The sequence below is a fragment of the Streptococcus sp. UMB1203 genome, assembly GCF_030217725.1.
Classification (GTDB): Bacteria; Bacillota; Bacilli; order Lactobacillales; family Streptococcaceae; genus Streptococcus.
This window is the reverse complement of sequence record NZ_JASOOK010000015.1, coordinates 1-17,091: the sequence shown is the minus strand read 5'-3', so window position 1 is coordinate 17,091 and position 17,091 is coordinate 1. Positions and strand designations below refer to the sequence as shown.

The 17,091-nt window shown below is 38.4% G+C and carries 18 protein-coding genes and 1 pseudogene; 4 read left to right on the top strand and 15 right to left on the bottom strand.

Annotation, left to right across the window (positions count from 1 at the left end; genetic code table 11):
* Nucleotides 1–5: 5 nt before the first annotated feature.
* A complete protein-coding gene (locus QP439_RS05260; protein ID WP_000146947.1) occupies nt 6–269 on the bottom strand; it encodes a phosphocarrier protein HPr in 264 nt (87 codons plus the stop codon).
* A 351-nt stretch (nt 270–620) separates the two neighbouring features.
* On the opposite strand from QP439_RS05260, the gene nrdH reads away from it, so the two are divergent.
* The 4 genes from nrdH to QP439_RS05240 all read left to right on the top strand — a co-directional run bounded on the left by nrdH (nt 621) and on the right by QP439_RS05240 (nt 5,141).
* Nucleotides 621–839 carry a glutaredoxin-like protein NrdH gene (gene nrdH, locus QP439_RS05255; RefSeq protein ID WP_000259240.1) on the top strand — a complete coding sequence of 73 codons (219 nt, stop codon included), beginning with the start codon at nt 621–623 and terminating at the stop codon, nt 837–839.
* Between the two features lie 80 nt (nt 840–919).
* Nucleotides 920–3,079, top strand: a complete 2,160-nt coding sequence (gene nrdE / locus QP439_RS05250; RefSeq protein WP_285388284.1) for a class 1b ribonucleoside-diphosphate reductase subunit alpha — start codon at nt 920–922, stop codon at nt 3,077–3,079.
* 189 nt (nt 3,080–3,268) lie between these two features.
* Nucleotides 3,269–4,231, top strand: coding sequence for a class 1b ribonucleoside-diphosphate reductase subunit beta (nrdF, locus tag QP439_RS05245; protein ID WP_023948166.1), 963 nt, complete (start codon nt 3,269–3,271; stop codon nt 4,229–4,231).
* Between the two features lie 142 nt (nt 4,232–4,373).
* Complete coding sequence (locus QP439_RS05240; RefSeq protein ID WP_285388279.1) at nt 4,374–5,141, top strand: DeoR/GlpR family DNA-binding transcription regulator; 768 nt, start codon at nt 4,374–4,376, stop codon at nt 5,139–5,141.
* Between the two features lie 104 nt (nt 5,142–5,245).
* On the opposite strand, the pseudogene QP439_RS05235 reads toward QP439_RS05240, so the two are convergent.
* From QP439_RS05235 to QP439_RS05170, 14 genes and pseudogenes are all read right to left on the bottom strand, one after another.
* Nucleotides 5,246–5,503 (bottom strand): annotated as a pseudogene (locus tag QP439_RS05235) (DUF3884 family protein).
* A gap of 41 nt (nt 5,504–5,544) precedes the next feature.
* The gene (lacG, locus tag QP439_RS05230) at nt 5,545–6,951 is read right to left on the bottom strand and encodes a 6-phospho-beta-galactosidase (protein ID WP_285388275.1); all 1,407 of its coding nucleotides are present in this window, start codon (nt 6,949–6,951) and stop codon (nt 5,545–5,547) included.
* Nucleotides 6,952–7,115: 164 nt separating this feature from the next.
* Nucleotides 7,116–8,807 (bottom strand): lactose-specific PTS transporter subunit EIIC, encoded by a 1,692-nt coding sequence (locus QP439_RS05225; RefSeq protein WP_175880761.1) that lies wholly within the window; start codon nt 8,805–8,807, stop codon nt 7,116–7,118.
* Nucleotides 8,807–9,124, bottom strand: coding sequence for a PTS lactose/cellobiose transporter subunit IIA (locus QP439_RS05220; RefSeq protein ID WP_042751088.1), 318 nt, complete (start codon nt 9,122–9,124; stop codon nt 8,807–8,809). Before QP439_RS05220 ends, QP439_RS05225 begins: the two co-directional genes overlap by 1 nt.
* A gap of 34 nt (nt 9,125–9,158) precedes the next feature.
* Entirely contained in the window at nt 9,159–9,995 is an 837-nt protein-coding gene (locus tag QP439_RS05215) for a PRD domain-containing protein (RefSeq protein ID WP_000285712.1), read from the bottom strand.
* A 233-nt stretch (nt 9,996–10,228) separates the two neighbouring features.
* Nucleotides 10,229–11,209: a tagatose-bisphosphate aldolase gene (gene lacD, locus QP439_RS05210; protein WP_001229114.1), complete on the bottom strand. Its 981-nt coding sequence runs from the start codon at nt 11,207–11,209 to the stop codon at nt 10,229–10,231.
* A 1-nt stretch (nt 11,210) separates the two neighbouring features.
* On the bottom strand, nt 11,211–12,140 hold the full coding sequence (locus QP439_RS05205) for a tagatose-6-phosphate kinase (RefSeq protein WP_125417140.1): 930 nt from the start codon (nt 12,138–12,140) through the stop codon (nt 11,211–11,213).
* Between the two features lie 10 nt (nt 12,141–12,150).
* On the bottom strand, nt 12,151–12,666 hold the full coding sequence (gene lacB / locus QP439_RS05200; protein ID WP_001216910.1) for a galactose-6-phosphate isomerase subunit LacB: 516 nt from the start codon (nt 12,664–12,666) through the stop codon (nt 12,151–12,153).
* 148 nt (nt 12,667–12,814) lie between these two features.
* Nucleotides 12,815–13,240 (bottom strand): galactose-6-phosphate isomerase subunit LacA, encoded by a 426-nt coding sequence (lacA, locus tag QP439_RS05195; RefSeq protein WP_000029277.1) that lies wholly within the window; start codon nt 13,238–13,240, stop codon nt 12,815–12,817.
* Between the two features lie 266 nt (nt 13,241–13,506).
* Nucleotides 13,507–14,403, bottom strand: coding sequence for an aldose 1-epimerase family protein (locus QP439_RS05190; RefSeq protein WP_285388242.1), 897 nt, complete (start codon nt 14,401–14,403; stop codon nt 13,507–13,509).
* A 98-nt stretch (nt 14,404–14,501) separates the two neighbouring features.
* On the bottom strand, nt 14,502–15,977 hold the full coding sequence (locus QP439_RS05185; RefSeq protein WP_285388240.1) for a PTS galactitol transporter subunit IIC: 1,476 nt from the start codon (nt 15,975–15,977) through the stop codon (nt 14,502–14,504).
* 48 nt (nt 15,978–16,025) lie between these two features.
* Nucleotides 16,026–16,331, bottom strand: a complete 306-nt coding sequence (locus QP439_RS05180) for a PTS sugar transporter subunit IIB (RefSeq protein WP_000590547.1) — start codon at nt 16,329–16,331, stop codon at nt 16,026–16,028.
* Nucleotides 16,332–16,369: 38 nt separating this feature from the next.
* Nucleotides 16,370–16,846, bottom strand: coding sequence for a PTS sugar transporter subunit IIA (locus QP439_RS05175; RefSeq protein ID WP_285388237.1), 477 nt, complete (start codon nt 16,844–16,846; stop codon nt 16,370–16,372).
* A 26-nt stretch (nt 16,847–16,872) separates the two neighbouring features.
* The coding region (locus tag QP439_RS05170) for a hypothetical protein (protein ID WP_285388234.1) at nt 16,873–17,091 on the bottom strand (219 nt) is incomplete at its 5' end.

The following is a 17,091-nucleotide window of genomic DNA, read 5'->3' as shown; positions in this document are numbered from 1 at the left end:
TTTCCTTATGCCAATCCTTCTTTTTCCATTGTTTCTGAGATTGCAGCGATAGCGTCATCTGCATCTGCACCTTCAGCTGAGATAGTTACGTCAGCACCTTGGCCAACACCAAGACTCATAACACCCATGATTGATTTAAGGTTAACTGATTTACCTTTATACTCAAGAGTGATATCTGAAGCAAATTTGCTAGCAGTTTGTACCAACAATGTTGCTGGACGTGCGTGAATACCTGTTTCTGCCACTACGTGGAAATCTTTAGAAGCCATAGTTTGACTCTCCTTTTGTTCTTTCTTTTTTTGAGTTATATGTGATAACCCTTACAATTTGGTATTATATCATCTTCTCGGATTTTTTTCAAGCATTTTATGGGATTTATTCGATTTCCTTTCAGATAACTTGCTGAAAATCTTCTATATTTATTGACAAAACACAGGATATAGTTTTCCAAAAAACTACTTGTAGGATATTCTTTGCTATTTCACAAACAAAACACTATATATTGTGTCTATGTGTGTTTGATAGAAAAAAAGACCACTATATTTAGTTTTAAATGATTGACAAAAATTTATTTTCTGATATACTAAAAAAGTAATCTATTTTGAAAGAGGAGTTACACAATGGTAACCGTTTATTCTAAAAACAACTGTGTCCAATGTAAAATGACCAAACGTTTCTTGGACAGTAATAATGTCGCTTATCGTGAAATCAATCTTGATGAGCAACCTGAGTACATCGATCAAGTTAAAGAGCTCGGTTTCAGCGCAGCTCCTGTTATCCAAACACCAACTGAAGTCTTTTCAGGTTTCCAACCAGGAAAATTGAAACAATTAGCATAATCTTAGTACATCATCCAGAAGAAACTGCTTCTAGGGCTAACTTAGAAGCCTTTCTTTTGTAATTAGATAAGGGAAATTTTATGGGATTAAAACATCTTGAGGACGTGACTTACTTCCGTCTTAATAACGAAATCAACCGTCCTGTCAATGGACAAATCATGCTTCATAAAGATAAGGAAGCCTTGGATGCCTTCTTTAAAGAAAATGTAGTTCCAAACACTATGGTTTTTGATTCAATCACTGATAAAATCGACTACCTCATTGAACACAACTACATCGAAACAGCCTTTATCAAGAAATACCGTCCCGAATTCTTGGAAGAATTGCATCAATTTATCAAAGACCAAAACTTCCAATTCAAGTCTTTCATGGCAGCTTATAAATTTTACAATCAATATGCCTTAAAGACTAACGACGGTGAATACTATCTTGAAAGTATGGAAGACCGCGTCTTCTTTAACGCCCTTTATTTCGCTGATGGGAATGAAGCTGTTGCAATCGATATTGCCAATGAAATCATCCACCAACGCTACCAACCTGCTACTCCTTCCTTCTTGAATGCTGGACGTGCTCGTCGTGGGGAGTTGGTATCTTGCTTCTTAATCCAAGTAACGGATGATATGAACTCTATCGGACGTTCTATCAACTCGGCTCTTCAACTTTCACGAATTGGTGGTGGTGTGGGAATTACCCTCAGCAACCTTCGTGAAGCGGGCGCACCTATCAAAGGTTATGAAGGTGCCGCTTCTGGTGTCGTACCAGTCATGAAACTCTTCGAAGATAGCTTCTCTTACTCTAACCAATTGGGTCAACGTCAAGGTGCTGGTGTTGTTTACCTCAATGTCTTTCACCCAGATATCATCGCCTTCCTTTCAACTAAGAAAGAAAACGCTGATGAAAAAGTTCGTGTCAAAACTCTATCACTTGGTGTTGTAGTACCAGATAAATTCTATGAATTGGCTCGTAAAAATGAAGAAATGTACCTCTTCAGTCCTTACTCTGTAGAGCTTGAATACGGTGTGCCATTCAACTACATCGACATCACTGAAAAATACGATGAATTGGTCGCAAATCCAAACATCCGCAAGACAAAAATCAAGGCGCGTGATTTGGAAACTGAAATCTCTAAATTACAGCAAGAGTCTGGCTATCCTTATGTAGTCAACATTGATACAGCTAATCGTGCAAATCCTGTTGATGGAAAAATCATCATGAGTAACTTGTGTTCTGAAATTCTTCAAGTCCAAGAACCAAGCTTGATTAACGACGCTCAAGAATTCCTTCAAATGGGAACGGACGTTTCATGTAACCTTGGTTCAACCAACGTGGTCAACATGATGACTTCACCTGACTTTGGTCGCTCAATCCGTGCTATGGTTCGTGCCCTTACTTTCGTTACAGATAGTTCACACATCGTAGCTGTTCCTACCATCGACCACGGAAATAGCCAAGCTCACACCTTTGGACTTGGTGCAATGGGACTTCACAGCTACCTTGCCCAACAATTGATTGAATATGGATCGCCTGAGTCTGTTGAATTTACAAGCATCTACTTCATGCTCATGAACTACTGGACCTTGGTAGAATCAAACAATATCGCGCGTGAACGTGGTATTACCTTCCATAACTTTGAAAAATCAGACTATGCTAACGGAAGCTACTTTGACAAGTATGTAACTGGCGAGTTTGTTCCAAAATCAGAACGTGTTAAGGAACTCTTCAAAGATGTCTATATCCCAAGTGCTGCTGATTGGGCTGAACTTCGCGACAAGGTTCAAGCAGATGGTCTTTACCACCAAAACCGCCTTGCTGTAGCGCCAAATGGTTCTATCAGTTACATCAACGACGTTTCTGCTTCTATCCACCCGATTACGCAACGTATCGAAGAACGTCAAGAAAAGAAAATCGGTAAAATCTACTATCCTGCTGCTGGCTTGTCAACAGAAACCATTCCTTACTACACTTCTGCCTACGACATGGATATGCGTAAGGTGATTGATGTCTATGCTGCTGCAACTGAGCACGTGGACCAAGGACTTTCACTCACTCTCTTCATGCGTAGTGACATTCCAAAAGGTCTTTACGAATGGAAGAAGGAAAATAAGCAAACGACACGTGACTTGTCTATCCTTCGTAACTATGCCTTTAACAAGGGTATCAAGTCTATCTACTACGTCCGTACCTTTACAGATGATGGTGGAGAAGTCGGTGCCAACCAATGTGAAAGCTGTGTGATTTAATCTTTGCTTGAGAAAACTACTTTTTCTCAGATAAGTGATTCATTCACCCTGCTAAACTAGAATAAGCATCTATACTATGAAATAACAAAAAGTCGGGCTTCCGACTTTTTGTGCGATACTCCTCTAGAATTATGATAAAATAGAAGTAATTGTGAGTTCGCAATACTAAACACAGAAAGAGATTTCAAAATGGAAACTTACTACAAAGCCATTAACTGGAATGCCATCGAAGATGTCATCGACAAATCAACTTGGGAAAAACTGACGGAGCAATTCTGGCTTGATACACGTATTCCCTTGTCAAATGACTTGGATGACTGGAGAAAGCTATCAAATGTAGAAAAAGACTTGGTAGGAAAAGTCTTTGGTGGTTTGACACTTTTGGATACCATGCAATCTGAAACAGGAGTTCAGGCACTTCGTTCAGACATCCGTACACCACATGAGGAAGCTGTTTTCAATAACATCCAATTTATGGAATCTGTCCACGCTAAATCTTACTCATCAATCTTTTCTACCTTGAATACTAAGGCTGAGATTGAAGAAATTTTCGAATGGACCAATACCAATCCTTACCTACAAAAGAAGGCTGAGATCGTCAACGAAATCTACCTAAACGGTAGCCCACTTGAAAAGAAAGTTGCCAGCGTTTTCCTTGAAACCTTCCTCTTCTACTCTGGTTTCTTCACTCCCCTCTACTATCTTGGTAACAATAAACTAGCCAACGTCGCTGAAATCATTAAATTGATCATTCGTGATGAGTCTGTTCACGGAACCTATATCGGATACAAATTCCAACTCGGTTTCAATGAATTGCCTGAAGAAGAGCAAGAAAAACTCAAAGAATGGATGTACGACCTGCTCTACACTCTTTATGAAAATGAAGAAGGCTATACAGAAAGCCTCTATGACGGTGTTGGTTGGACGGAAGAAGTCAAAACCTTCCTTCGCTACAATGCCAACAAGGCACTCATGAACCTGGGACAAGATCCACTCTTCCCAGACTCAGCAGATGATGTCAACCCAATCGTTATGAACGGTATTTCAACAGGAACTTCCAACCACGACTTCTTCTCTCAAGTCGGAAATGGTTACCTCCTTGGTGAAGTTGAAGCCATGCAAGACGATGACTACAACTACGGTTTGGACTAAGGTCATCTATTTTATAAGTGATAACAACATCATGGTTTGTTTAAAACAACCATGATGTTTTTGTTTTTGTTTTCTTTTGTTTTTTAAATTGATTGATTGAATACTTTATGATAAAATAGTAATAGAAATAGAGGTGATAACGATGTTAAAGCAGGAAAAACTAGATAATATTCTAGAAACGGTAAATACAAAGGGAACTATTACTGTAAAAGAAATCATGACTCGCTTAGATGTATCAGATATGACTGCTAGACGCTACTTGCAAGAGTTGGCAGACAAGGATTTACTTGTTCGAGTACACGGGGGAGCTGAGAAAATTCGCACAGGTTCTATTTTAAATAATGAACGTTCCAATATTGAAAAACAAAGCTTACAAATCGCAGAAAAACAAGAAATTAGCCGTTTTGCAGGCCATTTAATTGATGAGGGTGAAACCATTTTTATTGGGCCAGGGACAACCTTGGAATCTTTTGCTCGTGAACTTCCAATTGATAATATTCGTGTTGTAACAAACAGTTTACCAGTCTTTCTCATTCTAAACGAACGAAAACTAACAGATTTGATTTTAATCGGTGGAAACTATCGCTCTATCACTGGAGCCTTTGTGGGAACACTAACCTTGCAAAACTTGGCTAATCTCCAATTTTCTAAAGCTTTCGTTAGCTGTAATGGTATTAAGGACAATGCGATTGCGACCTTTAGTGAAGAGGAAGGTGAATCCCAACGCATCGCTCTCAACAATTCCAATAAAAAATACTTACTAGCTGACCATAGTAAGTTCAATAAATTTGATTTTTATACCTTCTACAATATCTCTGATATTGATACCATCATTTCAGATTCTAAACTGAGCAAAGAAACGTTTGAACAACTTTCAAAACAAACAAAAATTATTCTTTCTAAACCATAAAACTGAGGATTGATAAAATATAAAATGCGTCATATCAAGAAAATAAGAATCTTGATATGACGCATTTTTTGATGAAGATTTTTACAAAGAGCTTCCTAGATTCTTTATGATTGTTGAAACGGCATAAAATCTGAATCAAAGGAAATATTATCCCGTTCTTCAGGACTGATAAAATTTAAAAAGATATTTTTAAATTCTTCCAGCTCATAGTCTGAATGGCAAATCCATTCTTTACCGGTAGAGACATACCATTTCCCAAGTTTTTTCAGCTCCTCATTAGTCAAACAAGGTATTTAAGAACATTTATCAAAATTGATAATATAAACTTTTTCATAAATAGATTGGATAAAATCTTTGAACATCTTTTGCCTCACTAGAATTCTATATCTAATTACTAACTCTACTAGTCTATAATCTGACTTTCCGCTACTTTCTTATACCAGTGAGCTGATTTCTTAGGATAACGTTCTTGAGTTTCAAAGTCTACATAAAAGAGACCGTAGCGTTTTTCATAACCATTTGACCAAGAGAAGACATCCATTAATGACCAAATGAAGTAACCCTTTACATTCGCTCCATCTGCAATAGCATCAGACAAGACTTCCAAGTGTTGTTTCACATAATCAATACGACCATCATCGTAAACAGTGTTATCGACGAACTCATCTTTATAACCAAGTCCATTTTCAGTGATGTAAATCTTCTTGTAGTTAGGATAATCTTTCTTCACACGCATGATTTGGTCATACAAACCTTGAGGGTAGATAATCCAATCCCAATCCGTACGTGGTACATAGTCAGGAGCTACACGACGACCAACACCTTTGATTTGGTATTTAGAGCTTCCTTTCTCACCCTTACCATTATGGATAATTTCAGTCTCTCCATCAAATGCTTCCATCCAGTCACTCATATAGTAATTGATTCCAAGGAAGTCGTTCAAGTCTTTCGCAGCTTCTAATGCTGTGAAATCTTCTTCACGAAGATCCAAACTACCACCATTGACTGATAAGATATGGTTAACACCTTCCATCGTTTCATCTGAATAGTGTCCAAGATAAGTTGCATCCAAGATAAATTTATTGTGAATAATATCTTCCAACTCTGCTGCACGAACATCTGCTGGATTTTTAGGATCTAAAGGATACTTGGTTGGCAGTGCGTGAACAACACCAATTTCACCTTTATATCCTTTATCTTTATATAGCTTGACTGCACGCGCATGAGACACCATCATATTGTGGTGCGATTGGAAAACTTTGGCAAGGTCGTACTGAATACCAGGAGGGAATTTCCCAACCAAGTATTGACCATCACCGATTGGCCCAATTTCATTAAAGGTTGTCCAATAGTTTACTTCTGGGAATTCTTCAAAACAGAAATCCGCGTAGTCTACAAAGTGTTCAATGTTTTCACGGTTTAAGAAGTCTCCATTTGAGTGGAGAGCTTCTGGCGTATCAAAGTGATGAAGAGTTACAAAAGGCTCAACATGACGTTTGTGACACTCTGCAAATAGATTATGATAAAATTCAACACCTTTAGCATTTACTTGGCCGTAACCAGTCGGGAAAATACGTGACCAGGCAATAGAAATTCGAATGCCATTGACACCATACTCTTCTGCCAACTTGACGTCAACTGGGTATCGATTGTAAAAATCACTGGCTGGTTCTGCAGTGTACCAGTAGTTATCTTCAAGATATTTATCCCACGCAACTGGTCCTTTTCCATCAGTATGTGTAGCACCTTCTGCTTGATAGGCAGCTGTTGCGCCACCGAAAATAAAGTCTTTTGGTAATGTTTTTGACATATAATTCTCCTTTTAATTAAAAAAGAAATAAGATGGAGAGGAGGCTAGTGAGGCTTTATTCTCCATCTCACTTCTTGTATCAAGTCACCGAATTAACAAGGCGATTAGGAAATTCGCCATAGCGATTTCCGTAACGATAGGAGACTATTTCACAGTCCCTATCGTTAATCGAATTGAGCTTGTACGAATGCAAGAGCACCTTTTCCATCACGAGTTAATTTGATGTATTGAGCGCCTTCTGTTTTCGCAAGTTTAATACCGAGTTTATCAGTTTCTGCTTTCATGTCTTCAAAGTTTGAAGCAACTTGAGGGGCAAGGATAACAAGATCAAACTCTGGCAACATTTCACGGTGAGCACCATAGCCACCTGCTGCTGCTTTCACAGGAACATTGTATTCTGCAGCTGCCTTATTCAAAGCATTTGCAAGGAGACCACTTGTCCCTCCACCTGCACAGAGAACGAGGACATTTGTTTCTTCAGTGATTGTATTTTGTGCTGCTTCCACACCCGCTTTCTCAAGAATAGCATCTGCTTTTGCAGTGTTGAAGTTTGCAGCAACTTTTTCTTTCAATTCATCATTAGATTTACCTGAACGCTCTTCTTCAAGAATTTGTTCATCATAGACTTTAAGGAATGGATAGTAAATGACTACGTCAACCACAATTAGAAGGGCAGCAAGAATGAATGATAGAACTTGGAAGTTAGTTCCAAGAACTAGACCTAGTGGAGCTGGAGTTGTCCATGGTAGATTAGCAGTAAATGAATTCATTCCAAGAGTTTCAATGAAGAATTTAAAGATCCAAACGTTTGCGATAGGAGCAAAAATAAATGGAATGAAGAAAATCGGGTTCAATACAAGCGGTGCACCAAACAAGATTGGTTCATTTACACCAAAGAAAGTTGGAACTACTGAAGCACGTCCGATTGCACGGTTACGTTTAGATTTTGTTAACCACATGAACATGAATGGAACAACTAGTGTCGCACCTGTACCACCCATAGTAACGATAAACATTTGTGTACCAGAAGTAAGGATCTTGTCTGCATGCATCCCTTGTTGGAGAAGGTTCAAGTTGACTTCGGCATTGGCATAGGTAATTGCTGCGATAGCAGGCTCAACAATAGATGGACCGTGAATCCCAACAAACCAGAAGAAGGCAAAGGCACCAAAGATAATGGTAATACCAAGGTATCCATCTGCTGCTGAGAAGAGTGGTGCAAAGAATTTACCGATTGATTCAGCTACGCTTGCACCAACAAAATGACGAGCTAGTAAATCAAGAGCATAAAGAGAAACCACTGATAGAGTGAATGGAATCACATCTTTAAAGACTTGTGAGATATTTGGTGGAACTTCGTCAGGCATACGAATAGTGACGTTGTTCTTAACACAAACCTTATAGATGGCTACAGTAACAAAGGCTGCAAGGAAGGCTGAAAGCAAACCTTTTGTCCCCAAGAATCCAGTAGCTAGACCATTTTCGATAGGATCAGCTGCCAACATCAACAAACCAACAATTGCTGCCAACAATGTTGACATATAGTTGATTTGATTGGTTTTCTCCATGCTACGGTTTACTGAGTCGGTCAGTGATTTAGCTGTTGTACCAGCTACCAAGAGAGCTAGAATCCCCATTGAATAGCTGTAAGGTTTCATGAGGAGATTAACAACATCATCAGACCATTTAAAGCCCCATGAGTTTGGTACAAAGGCAATCAAGATAAAAATACTTGAGAAGAGAATAACAGGCATACCTGCAATGAAACCATCACGAATAGCACGAAGATAGATATTACGAGATAATTTCTCAAAGAAAGGCTTTCCTTTCTCGATAAATGCAATTAGTTTGTTCATTATTTAACTCCTCTCTTATAGAGTTCGATTAAGTGGTGCATCAAATCTTTTAACAAGACAGTTGTCATCAAGTGGTCTTGGCCATGCATCATGGTCACACTATATGCTAAATCCTCACCAGAAGCTTCCTTAGTCAATAGACTTGTTTGCGCGTGGTGGGCTTCTGCAATGCAAGAACCAGCTTCCTCTACCAGAGCGTCCGCTTTTTCAAAATCACCAGCTTCAGCAGCCTTCAAGGCTTCCAATAGTTTTGAACGAGCGTCGCCAGCATAGGCTACGATTTCAAAACCTAACAATGTTACTTCTTCTCTATTCATGATAGAATTCTCCTTATATAATTTTAAATAATTTTTATGACAATAAGCGTTGGATATGTAGAACTAGATAAACTCGTTCACTTTTATACAAATCAAGACCCGTATGTTGCGTAATCACATCATAGATCTTGGAACCAATCTCGAAGGCTTTTGGATAGGATTGTTTAATATGGTCTTCCATATCTAGAAGTGATTGATTATCATCTCTAGATCTATCTAAATAATCCAAGAAATAATTCAAATGTATCATAAAGCGATCATAGAAATGATTATTCTCTTTGGTTCGTTGAATTGCATAGTCCGTTAAAACTTCTTCAACATTCCTGAGAATTTCTTTCCTCTTATCAATCGACTCCACAAGTTCCACTTCATTTTCACCTTCGGCATTAATGAAATGATAAGCAATCCGAATAATTTCGTCCTCAGGAAAATGATCCGCTAGCTTCTGACGGTAAATTTCAAATGCTTCATTTGCGATTTGAAAAGCGACAGGATACTTAGTGGAAATATCTGGCAGATTACTATCCTTGTACCTTCCTTGTGCTAGAGCTTGGTAAGAACAGTAAATATGATCTGTCAAGGTTACATAGAGATACTCTTGAATCGGATAATGATATTTCTTTGATAGCTTATCAATAATCTCATAGGTCACTGTGATAAAATCAAGCGGAACATCTTTGAGAAGAGCCATAAAGTTTTCTCTGGACTCTTCGGTCTTCATCCGAAAAATTTTCTCCACCTGATGTTCAGCAATCAAATCCCCCTTCTTCTTTCCAAATGCAATCCCCTTACCAATCACAATCACTTCTTCTCCTTTATCATTTCTGACAAGCGAGACATTGTGATTCATGGGATTTAGAATTCGATACATGTCAACCTCCTTTTATATCTTAAAGGTATATTAGTACAAAAAATGACCACAAATGAACTAGAAAATCATCCGATTTCTAATTCACCTGTGATCATGCCTAATATTACTTAGTAACACTCACCTTGTATTAACTTGTGATTTAAGTATAGCACAAGTAAGTTATTTTGTAAACCCTTACATGTAACTTTTTTAAAAATTTTTTAGATTAATGTTCCTAAACTAGAAGGACTTTCTTACACGCGTTCTTTCCATGAAGTTGCTGTTGTTTGAAGAACTTTGTTGAGTTCGTCAATGTTTTCAAAACCAGTTGTGCGAAGCCATTCGCGAGCTGCTGCTTCACCATCTTTGATGTAAGCTTCAACTGATCCAGCCCATGTAGCACGGCCACAAAGAACTCCGTTAAAGTTTGCACCTGATTCATGAGCAAATACAAGAGTATCTTGGAAAAGTTTAGCTGATACACCAGCACTCAAGTAGATGTAAGGCAAGTTAGTTGCTTCATCTTGAGCTTTGAAGAAGGCTGCTGCTTCTTCACGTGTATAAACTACTTCACCTTCAGCGAAGCCTTCAACATATTTAATGTTAACAGGAACTTCTACTTTCAAGACATCAATGTTAAAGCGTGGGTCTGAGAAGACTTTCATAGCGCCGATAACTTTGTGTGGTTTTACTTTAGCGTATTCTACAGAACCTGCGTCAGCAATTTTTTCATCGTAAGCAAGGATTTCAAGGAAGAATGGGATATCTTCAGCCACACATTCAGAACCGATACGTTCGATGTAAGCTTGTTTTTCTTGGTTGAGTTCGTCTGAGCTATCTACATCATAGTAAAGCAAGAATTTAACTGCATCTGCACCTTCTTCTTTAATACGTTTTGCAGACCAAACATCCAAGCAGTCTGGCAAGCGTTTTGTGCTTGTTGTGTCATAACCTGTTTTTTCATAAGCAAGGAGAAGACCAGCTTTTTCATCAAGAGCTTTAGTTGCTGGAAGTCCATATTCAGGATCAAGAAGCATAGATGAAGCGTATTTAGTCAATTCATCTGCTACCAAGACTTTCAGTTCTTCCATTTGAGCCACAGTTGGTTCTTCTGTTTGGTGTTGAGCCATGAGGCGTTTCAAAGCACCACGTTGGTCAAATGCAAGAGCTGAGATGATACCATTTTCATCAGAAAGTTTTTCTAAGCGTGCACGTTTTTGTTCTGTTAAAGCCATTTTATACCTCTTTTACTATTAATTGATCATATAGAGCTTGATAGTTGGCCATGTTGACATGACCAGTCATTTTTTCTTGAGCATTGAGCATACCAAGGACATTTGCCTTGATGAGTAATTCTGCATCCGATTCTTTATGAAGTAAACCTGAAGAAATTCCAGCAACTGTAGAATCTCCAGATCCAACAGGGTTGACCACCTGAATTCTAGGAATATCTACCTTGTAGAAAGTGTCACCATGTTTGGCAAAGGCACCGTTGGCACCAAGTGAAACGATAATCCATTCAATACCTGCAAACAAAGGTTCTTGAAGAACTTCTTTTAATTCATCCAAATCCTCAGAAACTTCTCTTCCAAGAAGCTGAGATAATTCCTCATTATTTGGTTTGATGACTGTTGGTTTATGTGTTGATTCAAGAACCGCCTGAAGTGCTGCACCAGAGCAGTCCAAGACAACAGGCTTGCCAGCGTGATTAGCAAGTTCTACCAAGCTCGCATAGTAATCAACTGGAAGGCCAGCTGGTAGACTACCTGAGATAGCTACTACTTCAACTGACTCCAAGAGTTTTTTGAAATGTTCCAAAAAGTCTTGACCTTCCTGTTCCAATACTTCAGGACCTTTTTCAAGAACTTCTGTTTGGTTATCTCCGTGAAGAATAGCGATACAGTTACGAGTTTCTCCCTGAATTGAGAAGAAATCTTTCTTTACTTGATCATCGATATTTTCAACCAAAAACTCACCAAGTTTGCCACCCACTAAACCAGTAGCAAGAACAGAATCCCCAAATTCTGAAAGTACTCGGGTAACATTGAGTCCCTTACCACCAGCCGTTTTGGTTACATCCACCACACGATTGACAGTATCAATCTTCAACTCATCCAAGGGATAGGAAATATCAATGGATGGGTTCATTGTGACTGTTAAAATCATATGTCACCTCTTAGTCGTGGTATTCTCCGCGATCCCATTTTTCAAGGAATTCAGTGAAGAAGTTTGCGTCTGTTTGTTGAGCATTGTGACTTTCAAGGTGTTCAATTTTCGCAATCAATTTTTTGTTTTCTTCAGATGGTTTGTATTCAGCATGGATGAAAGCTTCAATGATATCACACATGAGCAATTCTCCAGTAATCTTACCACCAAAACCGATAACATTGGCATTCAATTGTTCTTTAGCATAAAGGGCTGTTGTCATATCACGAACCAAGGCAGAACGGACACCTGGAACTTTATTTACAGCGTTGTTGATACCAACACCAGTACCACATATACATACTCCAAGATCAGCTTGACCACTAGTTACAGCTTCCCCTACTTTTTTACCAAAGATTGGGTAGTGAGTACGTGTATGGTCATAAGTACCAAAGTCAATGACTTCATATCCTTTTGATTTCAAAAATTCTGAAACCGCCATTTTTTCATCTGTTACGATGTGATCACATCCAATTGCAATTCTCATTAGTTATTCCCTCCGATTAATTATATAAATCTAATATCATTTATCCTTACTCAAGAAAAATCAAGATTAGCTTAGGAAGCGAGCTGCGAGCATAACTGAGGTTAGCTAAAGTGAGCTGACGACAGATTATCTTGATTTTTGAAGCGTATTAGCACATTTTGTTCAACATGTCGACACGAATTTGGTGACGTCCACCATCGTATTTACCGTTAACAAATCCTTTAGCGATGTTTTTAGCCAATTCATCACCGACAAGTTGTGCACCCATAGTGATCATACGTGAGTTGTTGTGTCCACGAGTCATATAAGCTGAACGTTCGTCAGATACTTCTGCAGCAACCATTCCTTTGATTTTAGTTGCAACCATGAATGGACCAGCTCCATAAGCATCAATCACGATACCAAGGTTTTGTTCTTCTTTGTTTACTTCTGCAGCAACAGCAAGAGTCACATCAACAAAGTCTTGACCTTCAGCTGTAACATCCACAACGTGGAAGTTTTCTTTTTCCAAGAAGTCTTTCACAACTTCTTTCAATCTCAAACCTGCAGCATCTGCACCGATAACAATAGACATATTGTATACTCCTTTTTATTTTTCTAGGCTAGTAAAGACTTTCGTAGTTAGCAGTTGACCTACAAAAGGATTTCTAGCAGTTTATTGACAAATTAGATTGAACGAGATGATTTACACCTTATTCAAGTTTAGGAAAACAGTTTCCTAGAAATACTCCTTCTCCGCGAAAGAAAATATAACAAGTGATTATTTGTTTGTTACAAACATAATATACTCCTATTTCCTAAAAAAGTCAACAGTTAGTGTTTGTTTTTGTGTTTTTTTAACTAAAAAATTTCGATATCAAAACCAATTTGATCTACTTGACCAGGTTCTAGGAGACGAACATTCTTCTTATCTTCGAGATGATCTCCTTCTTCAAGGGATGTTGACAAGCCAGACCATGGTTCAAAAGCAATGAAAGGTCCTTTATTTAAAGTTGACCAGATAATGAGATTTGAAAACTCTGCAAAGTGCACTTTCAATCCCTTATCATGTTTACGAGAACGAAGAGCAATTGTTCTAGATTGTAATTCATCTAAAGTAACTGCATCTATACTGAAAAGATCATAGCTGAGGTCTAATTCTTTTTGACCTTCTAGCCATGGACTTCTATCATGGAAATCCAACATACCTGTTTCTGGGAAAGGACGTGGAACAGAGCAAGTCTCTTCTTTCTCAAACTCTAAATAGTAATCTTCATAGACTTCATCATCCAGTAAGGGGCAATTAAATCCTGGATGTCCACCTATAAAGTAAGGCATGACCTTGTTAGTTTCTTTATTAAAGATTTTGTATTGAGTTCGTACTGTTTTGCCAGAAAGGCTATAAGTGATCTCTAGGCGGAAATGATAAGGATAATTTTGATAGCTATTCTCATCGTCTTCAATTGCAAAAGTTACACTCTTGTCTGTCTGTTCAACTAATTCAAATTCTTTCTTACGAACCAAACCATGACGAGGAATCTTTCCTTGACTTTCTTTTCCCTTCTCATCTATATAGAGGGCTGTATCCTCTCTCAATGAACCACAAATAGGAAAGAGAACAGGAGCTTGTCCACTCCAATAAGTAGCATCCCCTTGCCACAAATACTCCAGTCCCTCAGCATCCTTTATAGAAGAAAGAGCCCCACCAAAACTGTTAAATTGAACTCTTAATTGTTCTGATTTTAATTCAATTATCATTATTTTCTCCGATTTCTTGATAGTTTATAAAAAACTAGGCTGTCACTCCTAATGGTATGACAACCTAGTTTCAACAATTTACATTTTATAGGAGCGCATTATTTTGCTTTTGCTGCGTACTCTTCGTTACGTTTGATCATTTGTTTTCTGTACCAAGCAAAGATACCGATATAGAATACAAGGAAGACTACAGCACCAAGGATTGCTTTGATATCACCAGTTGTAGTGTTACCAATTGTCCAACCAAGAAGTTTTTCGATTGGTCCTTCAAGAGTTGAGTGAGTAATCAATTGAGTTTGGCTCACACCTTCTGGGAAGGCACCTACACCTTTAGCAAGTTCTGTTGCAAATGGTGCGATAAGTGTACCTGAAAGAAGGAAGAGTGGCAACAAGAGTGTTCCGAAGATAATCATACGGAGCAATTTACCACGTGTTACAACCAAGAGAGCTGGAGTAACACCCATAGCGATGATACCTGCAAGTGGCAAGATACCATTTCCGACGTTTGAAAGAAGCACAGCTTCAACCAACATGATTGGTGCAAGTACGTTTGCACAAGCCCAAACTTCAGCACGACCAGCGATGAAAGGCCAGTCAAGACCGATGTTGAATTTACGTCCTTGAAGACGTTTAGTAGCAACGTTTGTAATACCTTGTGAAAGTGGCTCTACGGCAGCGATGAACCATGAACCGATAAGTGAGAAGAGTTCCAAAGACACACCAGCTGTCAAACCAAGAGACAACCAACCTTTAATAACTAATTGCCAGTTTGCTGCATCTTCTACGCCAGCAACTGGATGTGGAGTACCCATCAAACCGATAACGATACCAAGAATGAAACCGATGAAGAATTTAGAACCCCAGAAACCGATTTTTTTGTTCAATTTAGCAGCATCAAAGTCATATTTATCTAGACCTGGGAAGAATTTTTCAAAAATCTTATCCAAAACCATGATAACTGGGTTCATCATGTAGTTCATATGAGTTGAAGTCATTGGTGATGAACTTGGTGCATTAAGAAGGTCATCAAATGTAGGTTTCATCAAGTCAGAGTTGATGATTTTAAGAACCCCAACAAGAATAACCGCTGCAGTCGCGATGAAGAGTGAAACCCCTTGGCTAACTCCGTTGTTATCTGCATACCATTTAATCAAAAGACCTGTGATAGACAAGTGCCAAATATCGAAGATATCGACGTCAAGTGTATCTGTTTTCTTCATAGCAAGCATCACTACGTTGACAATCAACATGATGAGCAAGAAGTAAAGTGTCCAAGCAGATCCCCAAGTGATTGTAGCAAGTGGTGCCCAACCAACGTCGGTGATGTTCAATTGAATACCAGTATTCTCAACGAATTTTGCAAGTGATGCTGAGAAAGCACCATTCAGCATACCGATGATAGCACCGATACCTGTAAGAGCGATGGCAAGTTTGATACCACCTTCAAGCGCTTTGGAGAATTTCACTCCAAAAAGTAGAGCCAATACTGTCAAAATGATCAACATGATGATTGGTCCACCCATATCCAAGATAGGTTTGAACAGCTTATTGGCTAGTTCGATAATGACATCCATAATAGTTCCTCCCTTTTTTATAGTTATATGAATGATAACAAATTAGAATTAGCTTAACCCGTGTTCTTTAATAGCTGCTTCAATATTGTCAAACACTGGAGCACTCATAGCTGGGATACGGAATAAGATTGGTCCAGCTTCGATAACTGGAATACCTGGGTCAAAACCAAGATCTGTAGCAGCAATTGGTGTGAAGATGTCATAACCTTTGATAAGATCTTCGTTAACGTCTTTGACCATGACTGCATCACAGTGAACATCAAAACCGCGGTTTGAAAGTTCTTCTTCAAGAGCACTTTTAATTTGGTGGCTTGAGTTAACACCTGCACCGCAGGCAGCAAGAATTTTAATCATATGGATTTCCTCCGATTTAATATTTTTAATAGACAAGATTATGCAGTTGCTTCAGCGATATAAGCATAGAGGGCTTCTGGTTCAGAAATTTTTGATAGGTCTTCAAGATGACCTTTTCCAGTAAAGAAGTCCATCAACTGAGCAAGAATGTTCGTTTGACTTGAACTTGAGTTATTAATGATAAAGAAGAGCAAGGATACCTCTACTTCCTTATCTGGCGCAATCATATTGTGGAAAGTCACTGGTTTTTCTAATCGAACGACCGCAACTTTTTCGGCTAGATTATGAACAATATCCGTGTGAGGAATAGCCACATTCGGCAAATCCTTACCCAAAAATTCCATATCTAAGCCAGTTGGAAATGACTTTTCACGTGTGATCAAGGCTTCACGATAGGTTGGAGTTACGATTTCTCGTTCTTCCAACAAAGTTGCAACCTGATCAAAGAGTTGTTCTTGATTATCCGCTTCTAAGCAAAACACAAGGTTTTTGTCAAAGAAATGATCTAATCCCATAAGGTTTTCCCTTCTTTCCATTAACTTTATGCTATAAGTATAACACTATATGAAATCGTTGTCAATATTTTTCTGTTCTTTTTTGTCTCTTTTTTTATATTTTTGTTTCTTTTATAGTTTGTTATATAAAAACAAACACATAAACAAACATTCAAAGCTTTTTTATATGGCTCTATAATATTTGTAGTGGGTAAATCCCCTATGGATCTTATGGAGCCTTTTTTGTGTAGAAAAAAAGTCCCATA